Source organism: Streptomyces sp. NPDC001717 (assembly GCF_042892775.1).
Classification (GTDB): Bacteria; Actinomycetota; Actinomycetes; order Streptomycetales; family Streptomycetaceae; genus Streptomyces.
This window is the reverse complement of the sequence record NZ_JBIAUK010000022.1, coordinates 81,361-99,266: the sequence shown is the minus strand read 5'-3', so window position 1 is coordinate 99,266 and position 17,906 is coordinate 81,361. Positions and strand designations below refer to the sequence as shown.

The following is a 17,906-nucleotide window of genomic DNA, read 5'->3' as shown; positions in this document are numbered from 1 at the left end:
GTTGCTACAGGCAAATGAATTCGGAGGGTGGAGCGGTAAAGGAATCGGAAAACCCGCTAGGGTCCTGACCCATGGCTGCGAACCACACCCCACAGGGCCCCGAGGGCGACTACGACCCCGCGGGCAGCACTCAGATGTTCCGGGCCTTCGTGGAGGAGGCCGCTCCGGTCTCGCCGACGGGGGCCGGCTCCCGTCGGCAGCGCCGCGAGGCGCAGGCGCAGGAGCGGTCCGGGACCCCGGTCGCGAAGATCGCGCTGGTGATCGCGCTCGTCGTCGTCATCGGCGCGGCGGCCTGGGTCGTCCTGCACTGAGGGCACTGCGGGCACTGCGGGCGCCGAGGGCGGGCCGAGGGCGGGCCGAGGGTGGGCCGAGGGCCCCGAGGCCCTAGTTCCAGGTGGCCGTGACCTTCCGGGTCTCCACGTGCATGCCCAGCGGCACCCGCCAGGCTTCCACGCACACCGTGTAGCCCTGGGTCTTCGAGCTGCCGCCCGCGATGGGCGCGGGCAGGGCCTGGGCCGTGGTGATCGTGGCCCAGTCGACGCCGAGGGCGCCGATGATGTGGGTCGCGAAGCTCACCGTGCCCGAACGTGCCGCCGTGGTGCCGGTGTTGGTGAAGGTCACGGTGACCCGCTCGCACCAGCGGTCGCCGGCGGCCGATCGGGTCGGTGTGGACAGCGTGAGGTTCGCGGGGGTCGTGGGCGGCGCGGGGGGCGTCGTGCCGGGCTTCGGCGGCGTGCCGCCGCCCGAGCCCGGGGTGCTGCCCGAGCCCGGTGTGCCGCCCGTCCCGGGCGGGGTGCCGGGGGCGGTGGTGGCCGAACCCCGGCCGGGGGCGTTCGCGGAGCCTCCGGAAGCGGCAGGTGCCGCTCCGCCCGGGGTGGAGCCGCCGGCGGACCCGGATCCCGCCGGGCCTGCGGACGTATCGGCCGACGTGCCGGCCGATGCCGTACTGGCGGAGACGGAAGCGCCGCCCGCCGCCGACGGACCGCCGAGCTGCTGGAATTCCACGGCGCCCTGGGGGGCCACGTTCTCGCCCGCCCCCCGCTCGGGGCCCGGGGCGGCGGCGCCCACGGCGACGTAGCCGTCCCGTGCCGGGCCCCCGCAGCCGGTGAGGGCGGCGACGGCGGTGCAGCACAGGGCGAGGAGGGCGGCCGGGGCGGCCGTACGGGATCCCGTTCGCATCGCGCCAGTCTTGCTGACGCTCCGTCAATTGGGAACCCGCGCGGCCCGATCGGCCCGGAGTGACCCCGGGTCGACCGTGGGCCGACCCCGCGTCACTCTCCGATGAGACCCGCGCGCAGCTGCGCCAGCGTGCGCGTCAGCAGCCGGGAGACGTGCATCTGGGAGATGCCGACCTCCTCGCCGATCTGCGACTGGGTCATGTTCGCGAAGAACCTCAGCATGATGATCTGCCGTTCCCTGGGCGGGAGTTTGGCGAGCAGCGGCTTGAGGGACTCGCGGTACTCCACGCCTTCGAGCGCGGTGTCCTCGTAGCCGAGACGGTCCGCGAGCGAGCCCTCGCCGCCCTCGTCCTCGGGTGAGGGCGAGTCGAGCGAGGAGGCGGTGTACGCGTTGCCGACGGCGAGGCCGTCGACGACGTCCTCCTCCGAGACCCCGAGCACGGCGGCGAGCTCCGGCACGGTCGGCGACCGGTCCAGCTTCTGCGCGAGCTCGTCACTGGCCTTGGTCAGCGCGAGCCGCAGCTCCTGGAGCCGGCGCGGGACGCGGACGGACCAGGAGGTGTCCCGAAAGAATCGTTTGATCTCGCCCACGACGGTCGGCATCGCGAACGTCGGGAACTCCACGCCGCGTTCGCAGTCGAACCGGTCGATCGCCTTGATCAGGCCGATGGTGCCGACCTGGACGATGTCCTCCATCGGCTCGTTGCGGCTGCGGAAGCGGGCCGCCGCGTACCGAACGAGTGGCAGGTTCAGCTCGATCAGGGTGTCGCGTACGTACGCCCGTTCGGGGCTGTCCAGGTCCAGGGTGGCAAGTCGCTGGAAGAGGGAGCGGGAGAGAGTGCGGGTGTCGATGGCTTCCGAGCGGTTGGACACTGCCGGCGGCGCAGCGCTCTTGACGAGCGTGAGCACCTTGGAGCTGCCCTGGTCTACGGACATGCCACCCCCTTGAGGTCGCGGACGGACGCGTACTGCGCGCCCGTCGGAGGAACGCAGCCTCCACCTGAATACCGGAGGCGGGGCTGCGGCAAACGCGGTTCCAGCAGAATGTCACATGTCGGCAACGCGCTGTAGCGCCATATCGACATATGTCTCCAGCGACAGAACAGGTCAGAAGGGGATCGGCCGGTTCTGTCGGGAAAACGGGTGGATGATCTCCACCCGTTCCGGTTACGCCTCGATCCTGTTTGCGGATCGCAGTCGGGCGAAGCTGCGGGCGAGCAGCCGGGAGACGTGCATCTGGGAAACGCCCAGCTCGGCGCTGATCTGGGACTGCGTCAGATTGTTGTAGTACCGCAGGAGCAGGATGCGTTGTTCGCGCTCGGGCAGTTGTACGAGGAGATGGCGTACGAGGTCACGGTGTTCGACGCCGGCCAGCTCGGGGTCCTCGTACCCGAGGCGGTCGAGCAGCCCGGGCATCCCGTCGCCCTCCTGGGCGGCCTCCAGCGAGGTCGCGTGGTAGCTGCGCCCCGCTTCGATGCAGGACAGCACCTCGTCCTCGGTGATGCGCAGCCGCTCGGCGATCTCGGGGGTGGTCGGGGTGCGGCCGTGGAGGGTGGTGAGGTCCTCGGTGGCGGCGTTGACCTGCACCCACAGCTCGTGGAGGCGGCGCGGGACGTGCACGGTCCGGACGTTGTCGCGGAAGTACCGCTTGATCTCGCCCACGACGGTCGGCATCGCGAAGGTCGGGAACTGCACGCCCCGGTCCGGGTCGAAGCGGTCGATGGCGTTGATCAGGCCGATGGTGCCGACCTGGACCACGTCCTCCATCGGCTCGTTGCGGCTGCGGAAGCGGGCGGCCGCGTAGCGGACGAGGGGGAGGTTGGCCTCGATGAGGGCCCCGCGCACCCGGTTGTGCTCGCTGGTGCCCGGTTCCAGGGCCTTCAGCTGGCCGAAGAGGACCTGGGTGAGGGCCCGGGTGTCCGCGCCCCGGCTCTGCGTCCGCTGGGCGCCGGGAGTGGGCGTGGGCGCCACCGGGGTGGTCGCCGGGGCGGGGGCCGAGGTGATGGCCGAGGTGATGGCCGACGTGGTCGTCGAGGTGGTCGCCGGGACGGGTGCCGGGGGCTCGTCCTGCTGGGGCGGGACCTGGGGGTCCTGATGGGCTTGATGGGCCTGATGCGCCTGGTGGGACTCCTGCTGAGGATCCTGCTGGGGTGGCACCTGAGGCGCTGTACTGGCCGGCACGGTCACGCCACCCCTTCAGTCAACTTCAGTCAACGCATCCGTCAAAAGCGGTCATAGCATCACAAGAGATGTGCACTGTGTGCAAGCACCGTATATAGCCGTGTTGAGGGCAAGTTGGGCATATCGTGGTATTCCATCCGGCTGCGGGTACGCAAAAAACCCCCACCCGTCGGAGTGGGGGGCCGGAAGTCCGGGAACCGCTTCAGCGTACGGGTCAGCGCACCAGTTCGGTCATGAACTCGCCGATGCCGGAGGCCGCGTCCGATATCCCCTGGAAGCCGATTTCCACGATCTCGGCCGCCCTCTTCGGCTGGGTGATGATGACGAAGAGGACGAAGACGGTCAGGGCGCTCGTGATGAGCTTCTTGGTGTCCACGGGCGCGCGGCCTCCCCAACCGGTCCTTTGTGAGTCGGGTGAGTCTAACCGGTCAGGATTGGGCACTCACCTGTCCTTTAAGGACCAATGACCCGGTGGGACGGGTCCTTTGCCGCTGGGGCGGCTTTCGCACGGGGCGCATGCTTGTGGTGAGCCCACCGGTTCTGGCAGGAAATCGGTGGGTGAGGGACAGGGCCTCACTGCGGGGTCCGAGCCGCAAGCTTCCCCCTGACTGCGGCCCGGGTCGGCAGGTTCCGTCCTCAACGGGGGAAGTGGCTTGTCCCCCCGATGCCACTTCCCCCGTCCCATACGTCGAAGGTCCCGGCCCCCGCGGTCGGGGCCTTCTTCGTGTGCGTGGTGGCCCGCGGCCCGCGCCCGCTGTTCCGGGTGCCTTATTCGATGCCGCCGGCGAGATCCGCGATGGGCTGTACGGGGGCGATGACGGGCGCCAGCTGGTTCGGCAGCTCCATCAGCTGGTTGAGCTGGTTCGCGCCCTCGCTGAGCTTCGAGCCGATCTCCTGGACCGAGGCGGGCGTCGCGCCGGCCGGCATGCCGGGGGCCGCCGTCGGCAGGTCGGGGAGGGAGAGGGGCGAGATCGGGGCGTCTGCGGCGGAGGCGGCGGGAGCGGCGAGGCCCGCGGCGGCCCCCGCGAGGGCGATGGCGGCGAGCATGCGCTGGGTCTTGGTCATGCCGTGACAACGGCCGAGGGGGCGGGCGGTCACGCCGTTGTCCTCCGGACAGGCGGGCGGTTGCTCCGGGGGTGCGGGTCGTGGGCCGGTGCAGGGCCGCTGCCGGGACTCCGCCCCGGACCCCGCGCCCCAAGCGCCGGCGGGGCCGGGTGTGGCCGGGTCGGGGCCGGGTGCGGCCCGGCCGAAGGTGGATGTGCCCGGATACGCCGAGAGCCCCGTCCCTTGCGGGGCGGGGCTCTCGATCGGAGCGGTAGTGGAGGGATTTGAACCCCCGATGGGTTGCCCCATACTCGCTTTCGAGGCGAGCTCCTTCGGCCACTCGGACACACTACCGAGATGGATCCTAGCCTACGGAGAGGCATCCTCTGAAATCGGCGTCCGGAGAGCCGGTCAAACCGGGCTAAACCCGCATCAGAGGGTGCGGAAGAAGTCCGTCAGCTGCCGGGCGCACTCCTCCGCGAGGACGCCCCGGACCACCTCCGGTCGATGGTTGAGCCGACGGTCCCGTACGAGGTCCCACAGCGAGCCCGCGGCGCCCGCCTTGTCGTCGTCCGCGCCGTAGACGACCCGGGCGACGCGTGACTGCACGAGCGCGCCCGCGCACATCACGCACGGTTCCAGGGTCACCACGAGGGTGCACCCCGGAAGGCGCCATTCCCCGAGGGCGGCAGCCGCCCGCCGCAGCGCGACCACCTCGGCGTGCGCGGTGGGGTCGCCGGTCGCCTCGCGCTCGTTGTGGCCCGTGGCGAGGAGCTCCCCCGCCGGGCCGAGCACGACGGCGCCGACCGGCACGTCGCCGGCCGGCACCGCCAGGGCGGCCTCCTGGAGCGCGAGGCGCATGGAGTCCCGCCAGGGATCCCGTACGGGATCCGGAGTGTGCGCGTCCTGCATGTGGATCACTAGCGGACGGCCTCCAGGACCTCGGTGGCGCCGAGGGACTCGGCGATCTCCGAGAGAGCGTCCCCGTCGAGGGTCATCAGCTGCTTGTTGGTCACCCCGAGGTCGTCCAGCAGCCGGGGGTCACCGAGCGGACCGGCCGGAACCGGCTCCGCGCCGCTCCCGCCCGCCTCGTCCTCGTCGGCGTCCTCGTCCGCGTAGGCGGACACGGAGTCCTCCTCGCCGTCCTCGGTGCCGTCCAGGTCGAGCTCGTCGAGTTCGTCGTCCTCCTCGTCGTTGCCCAGCAGCTCTTTGGTCAGCATCGAGCCGTAGGAGCTGCGGGCGGCCGCTGCGGCGTTCGATACGAAATACCGCGGGTCCTCCTCGCCGTCCACGCGGACGACGCCGAACCAGGCGTCCTCCTGCTCGATGAGGGCGACCACCGTGTCGTCGTCGACAGCGGCGGAACGGGCGAGATCGATCAGATCACTGAGGGACTCGACGTCGTCGAGTTCCATGTCGCTCGCTTCCCACCCGTCTTCGGTGCGCGCGAGCAGTGCGGCGAAGTACACCGTGACTCTCCCACTGGTCATAGGCGTGCCGGTTGGAGGTCCCCCCGGCCGGAGGTTGGGGCGGAACGGCTGTGGTGCGTCGTGCGGTGCTGCGGTGCTGCTGCGTTGCCGTCCGTGCCCCGCCCAATCGGCATCGTGGCAGAAACGGCGGCTTTGCGAGAGGTCTTCCGCGGTTGCGTCGTGCCGTGGCGCCTCCCGGGCCGGGGTCGTACGGGATCGGGAACGCGGCGTGTCGGGCCTCGGGTGCGGCATCGCTGCCGGGGCTCTGCCCCGCACCCCGCGCCTCAAACGCCGGCGGGGCCGGCGGGGACGGGGCGGCGGGACGGGAGGGCGGGTCTACCAGCGGAAGGTGCGCATGCGCATCTGCTGGCGCATGCGGGCCGCGCGGGCGCGTCGGGGCTGGACCCGGTCGCGCAGGGCACGGGCCTCCATCAGGTCGCGCAGGAACTGCGCTCGGCGCGCTCGGCGCTGTGCCGCGGTCTCCGGCGGTTCCGCCATGTCGTCGCTCGGCTGCGTGTCGGGCATCGGCCACCACCCCGTGCTGGTCGGTCGTCCCCCTCGCACCCACCTTCCCCCGAACAGCCGGTTTGATGCCACCCAAGTGCAGGTCAAGCAGGTCAGGCGTCGTCCGTGAGGGTCGGGACGACCGCCACCGGCCCGTGGGCGTGGTGGAGCACCGCGTGCGCCACCGAGCCGATCTGGAGGGACATCGCGGTGCGCCTCGGGTGATGGCGGCCGACCACGATCAGGGCCGCCGACCGGGAGGCCGTGACGAGCCGGCCCGCCGGGTCGCCGGGCACGGCGGCCTGCTCGACCGGGACGTCCGGGTACCGGGTCCGGAAGGGCGCCAGCCGCTCCGTCTGGGAGCGCAGCATCTCCAGCTCGGCCGGTACGGCGTCCTCCCCCTCCTCCGGCAGTCCCTCGGGCGGGATCACCACGAAGGGGGCGTCCACCACCATGGTCGGGACGGGCGGGATGACGTACGCGGAGACCACCTGGACGGCGGTCCCCCGCGCGGCGGCCTCCGCGAAGGCGAAGGCCAGTACGTCGTCGGGGGTCTCGGAGGCGTGCAGGCCGAGCACCACCCGCCCCGCCGACTCCTCCTTCTCGGCTCCCGCGGCACGTTCCGCGTGCGGGACGACCACGACCGGGCAGGGCGCCGTGGACGCCACGGCGCGGCTGTTGGAGCCCAGCAGCAGGCTGGCGAAGCCCCCGCGCCCCCGGGAGCCCATGACCAGCATCATGGCCTCCGCGCCGATGACGCGCAGGGCCTCGGGTACGGAGCCCTCCAGCGACTCGTACCGCACCCCTGCGGGCAGCTCGCCGCCGCTGCTGTCCAGCAGGGCCCGGATCCGGTCGTTCACCGGGTCGGCGTACTCCTCCGGCGCCGAGGCGTCGTGCAGCGAGGAACGGCGGCCGGCATACAACTGGGCCTCGTCGGGCAGGACATGGGCGATCAGCAGCTCCGTCCCGTGCCGGACGGCCGCCGCCCGTGCCCACTCCAGGGCCCCCAGGCTGTGTTCGGATCCGTCGACGGCTGCGATCACGGGTGCGTGCGTCATCAGTCCAGCGTGCGGGGCGTGCGGGAGGTCCGCATCCGGGGCCGTCCGGGGGGCGGGGTCGAGGGCGACGCGCGAAGGCGGCGTGTGGGGGCGGCGTGCGGGGGCGGCGTGCGGGGCGCGAAGGGGCCCGCTCAGCGCGTAGCCTTTTGGGTGTGGGTCGCGTCTCGCGGCCGTTTTTGCAGGTCGCAGGCCGAATTTTGGAGGATGTTGTGCGTTTGCAGGTAGTCGATCACCCCTTGGTGGCGCACAAGCTCACGACCCTGCGCGACAAGCGCACCGACTCGCCCACGTTCCGTCGCCTCGCCGACGAGCTCGTGACCCTGCTCGCGTACGAGGCCACGCGCGACGTGCGGACCGAGCAGGCCGACATCGAGACCCCGGTGGGCCCCACGACCGGCGTGAAGCTCTCGTACCCGCGTCCGCTGGTCGTGCCGATCCTGCGCGCCGGCCTCGGCATGCTCGACGGCATGGTGCGGCTGCTGCCGACGGCCGAGGTGGGCTTCCTGGGCATGGTCCGCAACGAGGAGACCCTGGAGGCCTCCACCTACGCGACGCGCATGCCGGAGGACCTCTCGGGCCGCCAGGTCTACGTCGTCGACCCGATGCTCGCCACCGGCGGCACGCTGGTCGCGGCGATCCAGGAGCTGATCAAGCGCGGCGCCGACGACGTGACGGCCGTGGTGCTGCTGGCCGCGCCGGAGGGCGTGGAGATCATGGAGCGCGAGCTGGCGGGCACGCCGGTGACGGTGGTGACGGCCGCCGTTGACGAGCGGCTCAACGAGCACGGCTACATCGTGCCGGGGCTGGGCGACGCGGGCGACCGCATGTACGGCTCGGCCGAGTAGCCCTCCCTGAGCGGTCGGGGTTTCGGCACTTCAGGGTTTCAGCACTTGACGGGCGCGGGCGCGGGGTTGGCCAGCAGGGCCAGCGCCTTGTCCGCCTCCGCCTTCGCGGTCAGCTCGGTGAAGGCGTCGCCCAGGATCAGGTCGATGTCCGCGCCTTCGCGGGTGTCGGTCTGCTGGGTGGCGCCGGCGAGCTGCGCGCCGAGTACCGAGTAGGCGGCCTTGTCGGTCGACGGGGAACCCAGCAGTATCCCGGCGCCGGGGACCTTCTTGTCGAAGTCGGCGGGGGCGTTGCCGACCTTGCCGATGACGAAGCCGCGCTTTTGCAGTTCGTCGCCGACGGCCTTGGCGAGGCCGGCCCGCGGGGTCGCGTTGTAGACGTTGACGGTGATCTCGCCGGGCTGCGGGAGGGCGACCGCCGGTTTCGGGGAGGCGACCGCGGGGGCGCCCTTGGCGGCGGCGGCCGCCGCCTTCTTCTTGCAGTCCTCCGCGGCCGCGGCCGCGTTCCGTTTGGCGGTGTCGCCCTGGAACACGTCGATGAGCTGCAGGGCTCCATAGCCGAGCAGGGCGAGCGCGAGGACCGAGCCGAGCACGGCGAAGACGATCCGACGACGGCTCCGCTTACGGCTCATGCGAGGGTAGGCGGCTCCCGTGACGCGGTACTTTCCGCCCATGCCGGGGGGAGTGAGCATGCTCATGGGCGCAGCGTAGTGCCGCCCGGGGGCGATGCCCACTCAATGATCTGCTGATAGGTCAATCGAGACCCGAAAGGCGCAATCCGCCGCGAAGCGGTCAGTCCATTTCGAGGACGCGCGCGTGCAGCACCTGGCGCTGCTGGAGGGCCGCGCGCACGGCGCGGTGCAGCCCGTCCTCCAGGTAGAGGTCGCCCCGCCACTTCACGACGTGGGCGAAGAGGTCGCCGTAGAAGGTGGAGTCCTCGGCGAGCAGCGTTTCCAGGTCCAGCTGCCCCTTGGTCGTCACCAACTGGTCGAGCCGGACCGGGCGCGGCGCGACGTCCGCCCACTGCCGGGTGGTTTCCCTGCCGTGGTCGGGGTACGGCCGTCCGCTTCCGATGCGCTTGAAGATCACACGGAAAGCCTACCGGGCCCGCGCCTGCGGGCGCAGCCTCGCGACGTTGGTGCAAAAGTGTCAGGCAGGGCTATTTCGGGAGTGATGCATGAGCGAGAGCACCGACGCCGCCGTCTCGACGGACCATGCCGAGCAGACCGGACCGGCCGCGGAGATCGCCGCCGGATACGCCTTCACCGGGCCGGCGCTCGACCTGGGAGCCCTGCTCTGGGACGGGTCCTGCCTGCCCGAACGGCAGATCCGCATCCCCCTGTCGATGCTGGGCCGGCACGGTCTGATCGCGGGCGCCACCGGCACCGGCAAGACCAAGACGCTCCAACTGATCGCCGAGCAGTTGTCCGCCCAAGGCGTACCCGTCTTCCTCGCGGACATCAAGGGAGACGTCTCGGGGATCTCCGCGCCGGGCACGGCGGGCGAGAAGGTCGCCGGGCGGGCCCGGGAGGTGGGCCAGAACTGGGAGCCCACCGGATGCCCGAGCGAGTTCTACTCCCTCGGCGGCATCGGGCCCGGCATCCCGATCCGCTCCACCGTCACCGGCTTCGGCCCGGTCCTGCTGTCGAAGGTGCTCCGGCTCAATCAGACGCAGGAGCAGTCACTCGGCCTGATCTTCCACTACGCCGACTCCAAGGGCCTGGAGCTCATCGACCTCAAGGACCTGCGCGCCGTCGTCGCCTTCCTCGTCTCCGACAAGGGAAAACCCGAGCTCAAGGGGATCGGCGGACTGTCCACCGTGACCGCCGGGGTGATCCTGCGGGCCCTGACCGCCTTCGAGCAGCAGGGCGCCTCGGAGTTCTTCGGCGAGCCCGAGTTCGACACGAGCGAGCTCCTGCGCACCGCCGCCGACGGCCGCGGCACGGTCTCCCTGTTGGAACTCCCGGCCGTCCAGGACAAACCGCAGCTCTTCTCCACCTTCCTGATGTGGCTGCTGGCCGACCTCTACACCGACCTGCCGGAGGTCGGCGACCTGGAGAAGCCCAAGCTCGTCTTCTTCTTCGACGAGGCGCACCTGCTCTTCAACGGCGCCTCGAAGGCCTTCCTCGAATCCATCACCCAGACCGTCCGCCTCATCCGCTCCAAGGGCGTCGGCGTGTTCTTCGTGACCCAGACCCCCAAGGACGTACCGGCCGACGTGCTCGCCCAGCTCGGCAACCGGGTGCAGCACGCGCTGCGCGCCTTCACCCCCGACGACGCGAAGGCGCTGAAGGCGACGGTGAAGACCTTCCCCAACTCCCCGTACGACCTTGAGGAACTGCTCACGGGGCTGGGCACCGGAGAGGCCGTCGTCACCGTGCTCAGCGAGAACGGCGCCCCCACCCCGGTGGCCGCGACCCGACTGCGCGCCCCGCGGTCCCTGATGGGGCCGATCGACGCGGCCGCACTGGAGCAGGCCGTGAAGTCCTCGCCGCTGTGGTCGCGTTACGCGGAGCCGGTCGACCGCGAATCGGCGTACGAGAAGATCAGCGCCGAACAGGCCGCCGCCGAGGCCGAGGCGGAGGCGGCAGCGGCCGCCGCGGAGGCGGAGAAGCAGGCGAAGGCGGCCGAGAAGGAAGCGGCCCGGGGTGCGCGGGGCGCTCCCAAGCCGGAACCGTCACTGGCCGAACAGGTCGTGGGGAGCGGCCTGTTCCGCTCGCTGGCCCGGTCGGTCGGGACCCAACTCGGCCGCGAGATCTCCCGCTCGATCTTCGGTACGGCCAGGCGGCGGCGGTGATCGGGGCGCGGCGCGGGCCGTCGGTTCGAGGCGGAGTCGAGCGAACCGATTGCCGCTGTGCGGCCGCTCGCTGACAGACTCGACGCATGCGGACCGAACTCACCGACACCACCTCCAGCAAGGTCAACCGGGCCCTGCTCGACGCCCGCCGGGCCATAGGCAGTCCCACCATGGGGCTGGTGCTGACCCTCGTCGTCGTCACCGACGAGGAGAACGCGTACGACGCCGTGCGCGCGGCCTCGGAGGCCTCGCGGGAGCACCCGTGCCGCATCATCGCGGTGATCAAGCGGGTCTCGCGCGGCCCGCTCACGCTCCGGGCGACCCGGATGGACGCCGAGCTGCGGGTCGGCACCGACGCCGGCACCGGGGAGATCGTGATGCTGCGCCTGCACGGGGCGCTGACCGAGCACACCGCCTCGGTCGTGCTGCCGCTGCTGGTGCCGGACGCTCCCGTGGTGGCGTGGTGGCCGGCCGACGCCCCCGCCGACCTGGCCGGGGACCCTCTGGGCGCGCTCGCACAGCGCCGGATCACCGATGCGGCGGCCGCCGCGGACCCGGTGGCCGTGCTCGACGAGCGGGCCGCGGGCTACCACCCGGGCGACACCGACCTGGCCTGGACGAGGCTGACCCAGTGGCGGGCGCTGCTGGCCGCCGCGCTCGACCAGAAGCCGCTGCCGGTGACGGGGGCGACGGTGGAGAGCGAGGCCGACAACGTGAGCGCCGAGCTGCTGGCCCGCTGGCTGGAGGACCGGCTCGGGGTGCCCGTGGAGCGGGTGGAGAGCCCCGGCCCGGTGATCACCCGGGTGACCATGCGCACCACCGGCGGGGAGATCCGCGTGGACCGCCCCGCGGGTGCGCTGGCCACGCTGGTGCTGCCGGGGAGCGTCGACCGCAAGGTGGCCCTGAAGATCCGCGGCAACGCCGAACTGATCTCGGAGGAGCTGCGGCGCCTCGACGCCGACGTGGTCTACGGCTCCGCGCTGCGGCGACGGCCGCTCCAGGCGGCGCTCTCCGCGTAGTGGTTGTCGTAGGCCGTCGAGCTGTCCTTGATGTCCTGCACGGTGGCCTCGCCCGCGTTGACCCGGCCCAGGAGCCGGTAGTAGTCGAAGCGGCCCATGCCGGGGGTGAAGCCGACGAAGACGCTCGCGGTGTGTCCGGCGGCCGGGGCGAAGGCGTGCTTCACGCCCGGTGGGATCGCGATGAAGTCGCCGGCCCCGAGGGTCTGGATCTCGTCGCCCACGAGTACGTCGAGCCGGCCCTCGGTGACGTGGAAGAACTCGGTGGCCTTGGTGTGGAAGTGCACCGGGGCCCCGGCGGCGCCCTCGTCGAACGTGGCCGTGTTGCAGGTGAGTTCGGCCGTGTCCGTGAGCAGCGTGATGAGGCTGCCGGGGGCGTCCTGGATGGCTTCGGCGGTGGCGGCGCGGGTGGCGGCGATCTCTGTCATGTCCCCCAATCTACGGTCCGGATAGACCGGCCACTGGGGTCAATCAAGGGCCTGTCAGGCCGGTCAATTCCCGTGATTCGCCGGCCACGTCCAGCCCCGCCGGAGGGAGCAGCCGTCTCGGCCCCGCCGGCGTTCGATGCGCGGGGTCCGGGGCGGAGCCCCGGGCGGCCGGGCGGCACCCGAAGCGCCGCGTCACCGGACCGGGTTCACTCGCCGCCCCGGGCGGCCCTCGCCGCGGCCTTCATCTCCTGCTTGTGCGCCCGCACCTTGGCCAGCGACTCCGGACCCGTGATGTCCGCCGCCGACCGGTAGACGTTCGCCTGCCCGTAGCCGCCCGCCGCCTCCCGCCAGCCCTTCGGCCGCACCCCCAGCCGCTTGCCCAGCAGCGCCAGGAAGATCTGCGCCTTCTGCTCCCCGAAGCCCGGCAGCGCCTTCAGCCGCTTCAACAGCTCCGCGCCCGTACCCGCGTCGGCCCAGACGGCCGCCGCGTCCCCCTCGTAGTGCTCGACGAGGTACGCGCACAGTTGTTGGACGCGCTTCGCCATCGAGCCCGGATAGCGGTGCACGGCCGGCTTTTCCGAGAGCAGCGCGGCGAATGCCTCGGGGTCGTAGGCGGCGATCTCGTGCGCGTCCAGATCGTCGGAGCCCAGCCGCTGGGCGATCGTCCACGGCCCGGAGAACGCCCACTCCATCGGCACCTGCTGGTCCAGCAGCATCCCGACCAACGCGGCGAGCGGGCTCCGGGAGAGCAGCGCGTCGGCCTCGGGCTGCTGCGCCAGCCGGATGGTGATCTCGTTGTCCATGGCTCCAGGGTCCCCCGCGGACGCGCTTCCCGCGCGGTTGTCAGACCCCGCCCCTAGCGTGGTTCGTGCAGTCGAACAGTCGAAGAGCAAGCCAAGGAGTCGATCGATCATGGTTGAGTTCACCGAAGGCGCGCCGTGCTGGGTGGACGCGATGTTCGCCGATGTGGAGGGCGCCAAGTCCTTCTACGGCGATGTGCTGGGCTGGACCTTCGGGGATGCCGCCAGCGAGTACGGCAATTACACGCAGGCGTATTCCGACGGAAAGGCCGTGGCCGCCGTCGTCCCGCCGATGCCGGGGGTCGAAGCGCCCTCGCAGTGGTGTCTGTACTTCGCCTCGCCCGATGCGGCGGCCACCTCCGCGAAGGTCACGTCGGCCGGCGGCGAGGTGCTGATGGGCCCGATGCAGGTCGGCACGTTCGGCACGATGCTGATCGCGAAGGAACCGAGCGGGGCGGTCTTCGGCGTCTGGCAGCCGGGCGACCACAAGGGCTTCGAGAAGATGGGCGAGAACGGGTCGTTCGCCTGGGCCGAGGTCTTCACGCGGGACGCGGCCAAGCCGGACGCGTTCCTGCCCAAGGTCTTCCCGTACGGCGTGCAGCAGATGGATCCGGGCGAGTCCGGGATGGACTACAAGATCTTCAGCGTCGGCGGCCCCGAGAACCCGGTCATGGGCCGGATGCCCATGGGCGAGGAGTTCCCGCCCGAGATCCCGTCCTACATCCAGATCTACTTCGCCGTCCCGAACTGCGACGAAGCGGTCGCGAAGACCCAGGCGCTCGGCGGAAAGCTGCACTTCGGCCCGATGGACAGCCCGTTCGGCCGGTTCGCCGCGGTGACCGACCCGCAGGGCGCGGCCTTCGCGGTGATCGACCCGGCGACCACGGTCGGTGAGATGCCGAAGTTCGAGTGACCCGAATGGGAAGCCCCGGCTCCCGTACGCATGCCCGTGCCCCTGCCGGGGATTCACGCCAGGGGCACGGGGGTGTGGGGGTGTCGGCCTCAGCCGCGGGAGTCGTCCGCGACGAGGGGGGCGTAGGCGAACCACCCGCGGTCCGTGGGCCGGACCGGCACCACCGCGGGCCGGAGCGGGGCGGGCGCGAGGAGCACGTGCCCGTACGGGGGCCACGGGTAGGCGCTGCCGCTCTGCGGGGCTGCGGCCTGCGCGGGGGCGCAGGTGATGAGGGCCGAGCTGAAGGCGAGTACCGCGGCGGCGGCGATGTTCTTGATCACGGGTGGAGGAATATCGGCCGGGGGCGCCGCCGAACAGGTTTCTGATCCCGCCTTCACCCGTATGCCGGAGCCGGTTCACCGCAGAAACGAACCTTCACCGTCAGCCACGGATCAGCGACATCAGCAGCCCGTGGGTCTCGGCGTCCGCGGCCACCACGAGTCCACGGCCCGACTCCCCGAGCGGGGCGCCGTCGATCCCGGTGACCACGCAGCCCGCGGCCCGGCACAGGGCGATGCCCGCGGCGAAGTGGACGCTCCCGGAGAGGTCCCCGCCGTCGGTGACGTACGCGGCACGCTTGCCCGCGGCGACCCACGCCAGCGCCAGCGTCGTGGACACGACGCGCGGCCGGAAACGCTCGACGAACACGGGGTGGGCCAGCAGGTCCACGGCCCGGAAGCCGGGAGCGCCGGGGAACGGCGGGTCGAGGTTCACGTCCACCAGCCGGGTGGCGGAGGACGGCTCCAACTGCGCGTCCGCGGCCCCCTCCCGGCGCAACCAGGCGATCTTGCCGTCGGTCGCGAACACCTCGCCACCGAACGGGTCGGCCACGGCGGCGGCACCGTCGCGCAGGGCCACGTTGACGGCCACCAGCATGGTGCCGACGGCGTAGTTCAGCGTGCCGCACAGGGGATCCACCAGCCACTGCCGCCCGGCCCCCTCGCCTCCACGCCGCCCGCCCTCCTCGCCGAGCACCGCGTCGTCCGGTCGCGCGGCCCGGATGACACCGAGGATCGCCTCCTCGGCCTCGATGTCGGCGGCGGTGGCGAAGTCCCCGGCACCCTTGTCGATGCGGTCGAGCCGCCGGCCGTACATCCCCCGGACCACGTCCGCACCGGCCTGCGCCGCGGCTATCGCGACTCCGGTGTCGTCGAGCTTCGCGTATGAGTCGATCATGACGGGCAGGCTATCCGCGTAACGCGGTCAAGCGACGTAAGCGGTGTAGATCTCCGTGCAGTCACCACACCTGCCGGGTGCCGGGCTGCGGAAGGCGCGGTCGCAGGTGGGGCAGGTTTGGAACGGGTCCGGCGGTACGTGGTCGTGCGCGCGGTGCACCGGCCCGAGCAGCGGCGGCAGTTGGGCCGAGAGGCGGTGCGCGATCAGCCCGGCCGGATTGCGGGGCTGGGCGGGGAGGTTGGCCGTCAGCGCGCACACCACCGCGTCCGCGGACGCTCCGCGCTCCAGCCAGCTCTCGACGCCGGGAGCGAGCCGGCGGATGTCCCGCTCACCGAGCAGCAGCCGGTGGTCGACGCGCCGCAGCCGCGCGAGCAGCTCGCTCGCGGCCCGGTGCCGGGCGGGGGAGACGTCGCTGGGTGTCGGAACGGGCGGTGCGGGGGTCGCGGCAGGGGCTTCGGGCCGGGGCTCGGGCGCGGGCTCCGGTTCGCGTGCCGGCTGCGGCTGCGGCTGCGGATCGGGCCGGAGGTTCGCCTCGGGTGCCACGGGTGCGGGCACGGGCACGGGCACGGGCTCCGCGTGAGGACGGGAACGCGGCTTGGGCGGCGGCGGCGGGGGCGTCGGCTCGGGGCGTCGCACCTCGGGGACGGCTCCCGGGCGGTTGTGGGACACCGTACGGGTGATGATTCGCCCACCGGGCAGATGTTCCCGCGTTCGGCTGAGATAGCCCGTGTGCTCCAACTCCCGCAGGGCGGCGGCGATCCGGATCTCCCCTTCGGTGAACCGCCCGGCCAGGTCCTTGATGCCGATGCGCGTCCCACCGGGCACCGACTGGATGTAGACGGCGAGCCCGATCGCGGTGAGCGACAACTCGCGGTGCTGGGCGAGGTGGTTGCCGACGACGGTGAAGTGCGAGGTGTGCTTGACGTGTGCGTGGCGTACTCCGGACGGGAAGACCGGGCGCGCGTTAAAGTGCTTGGAAGCCATGGGAAGCCTGTTACTTCCTCGTTGGTCAGGCCCTCGTCCGGGATTGCCGTCCCGGCGGGGGCCGTCTCATGTCTGGGGTGGTCGGGCAGAGCATATGCCAGCCAACCGCCGCCAAATCCAGCTGAGTTGGCATATGTCACTCGTGTGAGTGAGCGGCCGATTCCGGGAGGCTGGAGGGGTCTGGCGGGGTTCTTTCTCTCGTTATTGCGGAGCAAGAGAAAAATCGTGGATCCCCGCATCGCGTCGGCCCACGAACCGGTGGACCCGCTCCCCCGCCCCTGAGACCCAGGTCACATTCACGACCTGTCACAGCCTCCCGAGCAGCGGTGTCTCAAGGGTCGTAGCCACCGAGAACGGCAGAGGAGAAGACCATGGGTCCCCGACTGGACATCTTCGGCAACGAGACCGCGGGCAAGGTCATGAAGCATTTCATGGCGGCCGGCACGGCGATCAAGGGCTCCGCGCTGCCGGCCGCCACGCAGGAGCTGGTGGCGCTGCGCGCGAGCCAGATCAACGGGTGTGGTTTCTGCATCGACATGCACACCAAGGACGCGACCGCCGCCGGTGAGAGCGCGGTACGCCTCCACCTGGTCGCGGCCTGGCGCGAGGCGACGGTCTTCACCGAGGCCGAGCGGGCGGCGCTGGAGCTGACCGAGGAGGGCACCCGCATCGCGGACGGCGCCGGCGGCGTGCCGGACGAGGTGTGGGAGAACGCGGCCAAGCACTACGACGAGGACCAGCTGGCCGCTCTGATGATCCTGATCGCCATGATGAACACCTTCAACCGACTGAACGTCATGCTCCAGATGCCCGCGGGCGACTACCAGCCGGGCCAGTTCCACTGACCGATCAGGTCATCCGCAGGACCGGTACAGGTCCCGGAGCAGGGCGATCTCCGCTCCGTGGTGCAGGAGTTCCTGGTTGACCCACCACGCGATCTCGATGAAGGGCTCCTCCGCGTCGCCGCCGTGCGGGTACGTGCAGTACCCGACGGTGTCCAGCGCGGCCTCGTCGACACTCAGCAGGGCTCGGCGCCAGGCCGTGGCGGCGGTGGCGAAGGCGGTCACCGCCCCCGCGGCGGTGCCCTTCGCCCGGTAGTCGTCCCGGGTCAGGGTGTGGGTGCCCGCCGTGTGGTCGGCGCGGAGGGTCAGCATCTCGGTGAGGTGGCTCAGGCGCCACGCGATCGTGGTGAACGGCGGCGGCCACGGGTGCGGGTACGCCGCCGCGTCGCGCCCCCAGTCGCCGGCGCCGGCCAGGAACGTGGCGCGGGAGCCGGGGCCGTCCGCGTGCCGTCGTATGGACCAGCAGTCCGGGACCGGCTCCCAGAGGTATTCCTCGTCCGTCATGGGGCCGACCTTGATGTCCGTGCCGTCGCCGCTGTCCATGGCGGGCCCCGACATGCGGTCGGCGAGGCGGGTGCGCGCGAAGTCGAACTGGGCGAGCAGCGGGGCCAGGCGGGGCGGGGTCACGAGAGGGC

Annotated in this window: 23 protein-coding genes and 1 tRNA gene; 6 read left to right on the top strand and 18 right to left on the bottom strand. The window is 71.7% G+C overall.

The annotated features are described in order from the left end of the window. Window positions 1–71 precede the first annotated feature (71 nt). A complete protein-coding gene (locus ACFYZL_RS28490) occupies window positions 72–311 on the top strand; it encodes a hypothetical protein (protein ID WP_388682824.1) in 240 nt (79 codons plus the stop codon). A 73-nt stretch (window positions 312–384) separates the two neighbouring features. Here ACFYZL_RS28490 and ACFYZL_RS28485 read toward each other — a convergent pair whose 3' ends face one another. The 10 genes from ACFYZL_RS28485 to ACFYZL_RS28440 form a co-directional block, all read right to left on the bottom strand. Beyond that, window positions 385–1,179: a hypothetical protein gene (locus ACFYZL_RS28485; RefSeq protein WP_384748511.1), complete on the bottom strand. Its 795-nt coding sequence runs from the start codon at window positions 1,177–1,179 to the stop codon at window positions 385–387. 92 nt (window positions 1,180–1,271) lie between these two features. Further along, window positions 1,272–2,114 carry an RNA polymerase sigma factor SigF gene (locus tag ACFYZL_RS28480; protein WP_384586467.1) on the bottom strand — a complete coding sequence of 281 codons (843 nt, stop codon included), beginning with the start codon at window positions 2,112–2,114 and terminating at the stop codon, window positions 1,272–1,274. 231 nt (window positions 2,115–2,345) lie between these two features. Next, the gene (locus ACFYZL_RS28475) at window positions 2,346–3,359 is read right to left on the bottom strand and encodes an RNA polymerase sigma factor SigF (protein ID WP_384748514.1); all 1,014 of its coding nucleotides are present in this window, start codon (window positions 3,357–3,359) and stop codon (window positions 2,346–2,348) included. A 214-nt stretch (window positions 3,360–3,573) separates the two neighbouring features. Beyond that, the gene (locus ACFYZL_RS28470) at window positions 3,574–3,735 is read right to left on the bottom strand and encodes a hypothetical protein (protein ID WP_365172386.1); all 162 of its coding nucleotides are present in this window, start codon (window positions 3,733–3,735) and stop codon (window positions 3,574–3,576) included. A gap of 392 nt (window positions 3,736–4,127) precedes the next feature. Next, window positions 4,128–4,457 carry a hypothetical protein gene (locus tag ACFYZL_RS28465; protein WP_384748518.1) on the bottom strand — a complete coding sequence of 110 codons (330 nt, stop codon included), beginning with the start codon at window positions 4,455–4,457 and terminating at the stop codon, window positions 4,128–4,130. 215 nt (window positions 4,458–4,672) lie between these two features. Next, window positions 4,673–4,757, bottom strand: a tRNA-Ser gene (locus ACFYZL_RS28460). 78 nt (window positions 4,758–4,835) lie between these two features. Next, on the bottom strand, window positions 4,836–5,315 hold the full coding sequence (gene tadA, locus ACFYZL_RS28455; RefSeq protein ID WP_384586497.1) for a tRNA adenosine(34) deaminase TadA: 480 nt from the start codon (window positions 5,313–5,315) through the stop codon (window positions 4,836–4,838). An 8-nt stretch (window positions 5,316–5,323) separates the two neighbouring features. Then, on the bottom strand, window positions 5,324–5,872 hold the full coding sequence (locus ACFYZL_RS28450) for a hypothetical protein (RefSeq protein WP_384586461.1): 549 nt from the start codon (window positions 5,870–5,872) through the stop codon (window positions 5,324–5,326). Between the two features lie 336 nt (window positions 5,873–6,208). Next, window positions 6,209–6,397: a hypothetical protein gene (locus ACFYZL_RS28445; RefSeq protein WP_384748521.1), complete on the bottom strand. Its 189-nt coding sequence runs from the start codon at window positions 6,395–6,397 to the stop codon at window positions 6,209–6,211. A gap of 92 nt (window positions 6,398–6,489) precedes the next feature. Continuing rightward, window positions 6,490–7,434 carry a universal stress protein gene (locus tag ACFYZL_RS28440; protein ID WP_384748524.1) on the bottom strand — a complete coding sequence of 315 codons (945 nt, stop codon included), beginning with the start codon at window positions 7,432–7,434 and terminating at the stop codon, window positions 6,490–6,492. Window positions 7,435–7,643: 209 nt separating this feature from the next. On the opposite strand from ACFYZL_RS28440, the gene upp reads away from it, so the two are divergent. Continuing rightward, on the top strand, window positions 7,644–8,279 hold the full coding sequence (gene upp, locus ACFYZL_RS28435; protein ID WP_376659269.1) for a uracil phosphoribosyltransferase: 636 nt from the start codon (window positions 7,644–7,646) through the stop codon (window positions 8,277–8,279). Window positions 8,280–8,317: 38 nt separating this feature from the next. On the opposite strand, the gene ACFYZL_RS28430 is transcribed toward upp, so the two are convergent. Together ACFYZL_RS28430 and ACFYZL_RS28425 are read right to left on the bottom strand one after the other, a co-directional pair. Continuing rightward, window positions 8,318–8,974, bottom strand: a complete 657-nt coding sequence (locus ACFYZL_RS28430; protein WP_384748527.1) for a LytR C-terminal domain-containing protein — start codon at window positions 8,972–8,974, stop codon at window positions 8,318–8,320. Window positions 8,975–9,068: 94 nt separating this feature from the next. After that, on the bottom strand, window positions 9,069–9,365 hold the full coding sequence (locus ACFYZL_RS28425) for a type II toxin-antitoxin system VapB family antitoxin (protein WP_030010424.1): 297 nt from the start codon (window positions 9,363–9,365) through the stop codon (window positions 9,069–9,071). Between the two features lie 88 nt (window positions 9,366–9,453). On the opposite strand from ACFYZL_RS28425, the gene ACFYZL_RS28420 reads away from it, so the two are divergent. Together ACFYZL_RS28420 and opcA are read left to right on the top strand one after the other, a co-directional pair. Then, window positions 9,454–11,073 (top strand): helicase HerA-like domain-containing protein, encoded by a 1,620-nt coding sequence (locus tag ACFYZL_RS28420; RefSeq protein ID WP_388682816.1) that lies wholly within the window; start codon window positions 9,454–9,456, stop codon window positions 11,071–11,073. 86 nt (window positions 11,074–11,159) lie between these two features. Then, window positions 11,160–12,092, top strand: coding sequence for a glucose-6-phosphate dehydrogenase assembly protein OpcA (gene opcA, locus ACFYZL_RS28415; protein WP_384748533.1), 933 nt, complete (start codon window positions 11,160–11,162; stop codon window positions 12,090–12,092). Here opcA and ACFYZL_RS28410 read toward each other — a convergent pair. Both ACFYZL_RS28410 and ACFYZL_RS28405 read right to left on the bottom strand, forming a co-directional pair. After that, window positions 12,041–12,517, bottom strand: a complete 477-nt coding sequence (locus ACFYZL_RS28410; protein WP_384748536.1) for a cupin domain-containing protein — start codon at window positions 12,515–12,517, stop codon at window positions 12,041–12,043. The genes opcA and ACFYZL_RS28410 overlap by 52 nt on opposite strands. Window positions 12,518–12,723: 206 nt before the next feature. After that, window positions 12,724–13,320 carry an HhH-GPD-type base excision DNA repair protein gene (locus ACFYZL_RS28405; RefSeq protein WP_388682813.1) on the bottom strand — a complete coding sequence of 199 codons (597 nt, stop codon included), beginning with the start codon at window positions 13,318–13,320 and terminating at the stop codon, window positions 12,724–12,726. Between the two features lie 109 nt (window positions 13,321–13,429). Here ACFYZL_RS28405 and ACFYZL_RS28400 point away from each other — a divergent pair, with 109 nt between their 5' ends. After that, window positions 13,430–14,230: a VOC family protein gene (locus ACFYZL_RS28400; RefSeq protein ID WP_388682811.1), complete on the top strand. Its 801-nt coding sequence runs from the start codon at window positions 13,430–13,432 to the stop codon at window positions 14,228–14,230. Window positions 14,231–14,319: 89 nt separating this feature from the next. On the opposite strand, the gene ACFYZL_RS28395 is transcribed toward ACFYZL_RS28400, so the two are convergent. From ACFYZL_RS28395 to ACFYZL_RS28385, 3 genes are all read right to left on the bottom strand, one after another. Further along, on the bottom strand, window positions 14,320–14,550 hold the full coding sequence (locus tag ACFYZL_RS28395) for a hypothetical protein (RefSeq protein WP_384748545.1): 231 nt from the start codon (window positions 14,548–14,550) through the stop codon (window positions 14,320–14,322). Window positions 14,551–14,650: 100 nt separating this feature from the next. Beyond that, complete coding sequence (locus ACFYZL_RS28390; RefSeq protein WP_388682808.1) at window positions 14,651–15,445, bottom strand: inositol monophosphatase family protein; 795 nt, start codon at window positions 15,443–15,445, stop codon at window positions 14,651–14,653. 27 nt (window positions 15,446–15,472) lie between these two features. After that, window positions 15,473–16,429 (bottom strand): helix-turn-helix domain-containing protein, encoded by a 957-nt coding sequence (locus ACFYZL_RS28385; protein WP_388682806.1) that lies wholly within the window; start codon window positions 16,427–16,429, stop codon window positions 15,473–15,475. A gap of 371 nt (window positions 16,430–16,800) precedes the next feature. Between ACFYZL_RS28385 and ACFYZL_RS28380 the strand changes: the two genes are divergently transcribed. Then, the gene (locus ACFYZL_RS28380; RefSeq protein WP_388682804.1) at window positions 16,801–17,274 is read left to right on the top strand and encodes a carboxymuconolactone decarboxylase family protein; all 474 of its coding nucleotides are present in this window, start codon (window positions 16,801–16,803) and stop codon (window positions 17,272–17,274) included. A 9-nt stretch (window positions 17,275–17,283) separates the two neighbouring features. Here the strand turns inward: ACFYZL_RS28380 and ACFYZL_RS28375 are convergent, their stop codons facing one another. Continuing rightward, window positions 17,284–17,898 carry a DinB family protein gene (locus tag ACFYZL_RS28375; protein WP_384748556.1) on the bottom strand — a complete coding sequence of 205 codons (615 nt, stop codon included), beginning with the start codon at window positions 17,896–17,898 and terminating at the stop codon, window positions 17,284–17,286. Window positions 17,899–17,906 lie beyond the last annotated feature (8 nt).

Coding starts and splice junctions, on each gene's coding strand:
- ACFYZL_RS28420 (WP_388682816.1), top strand. CDS start 9,454: ATGAGCGAGAGCACCGACGCCGCCGTCTCGACGGACCATGCCGAGCAG.
- ACFYZL_RS28385 (WP_388682806.1), bottom strand. CDS start 16,429: ATGGCTTCCAAGCACTTTAACGCGCGCCCGGTCTTCCCGTCCGGAGTA.
- ACFYZL_RS28440 (WP_384748524.1), bottom strand. CDS start 7,434: ATGACGCACGCACCCGTGATCGCAGCCGTCGACGGATCCGAACACAGC.
- ACFYZL_RS28445 (WP_384748521.1), bottom strand. CDS start 6,397: ATGCCCGACACGCAGCCGAGCGACGACATGGCGGAACCGCCGGAGACC.
- ACFYZL_RS28480 (WP_384586467.1), bottom strand. CDS start 2,114: ATGTCCGTAGACCAGGGCAGCTCCAAGGTGCTCACGCTCGTCAAGAGC.
- ACFYZL_RS28410 (WP_384748536.1), bottom strand. CDS start 12,517: ATGACAGAGATCGCCGCCACCCGCGCCGCCACCGCCGAAGCCATCCAG.
- tadA (WP_384586497.1), bottom strand. CDS start 5,315: ATGCAGGACGCGCACACTCCGGATCCCGTACGGGATCCCTGGCGGGAC.
- ACFYZL_RS28400 (WP_388682811.1), top strand. CDS start 13,430: ATGGTTGAGTTCACCGAAGGCGCGCCGTGCTGGGTGGACGCGATGTTC.
- ACFYZL_RS28380 (WP_388682804.1), top strand. CDS start 16,801: ATGGGTCCCCGACTGGACATCTTCGGCAACGAGACCGCGGGCAAGGTC.
- ACFYZL_RS28485 (WP_384748511.1), bottom strand. CDS start 1,179: ATGCGAACGGGATCCCGTACGGCCGCCCCGGCCGCCCTCCTCGCCCTG.
- ACFYZL_RS28405 (WP_388682813.1), bottom strand. CDS start 13,320: ATGGACAACGAGATCACCATCCGGCTGGCGCAGCAGCCCGAGGCCGAC.
- ACFYZL_RS28430 (WP_384748527.1), bottom strand. CDS start 8,974: ATGAGCATGCTCACTCCCCCCGGCATGGGCGGAAAGTACCGCGTCACG.
- opcA (WP_384748533.1), top strand. CDS start 11,160: ATGCGGACCGAACTCACCGACACCACCTCCAGCAAGGTCAACCGGGCC.
- ACFYZL_RS28490 (WP_388682824.1), top strand. CDS start 72: ATGGCTGCGAACCACACCCCACAGGGCCCCGAGGGCGACTACGACCCC.
- ACFYZL_RS28390 (WP_388682808.1), bottom strand. CDS start 15,445: ATGATCGACTCATACGCGAAGCTCGACGACACCGGAGTCGCGATAGCC.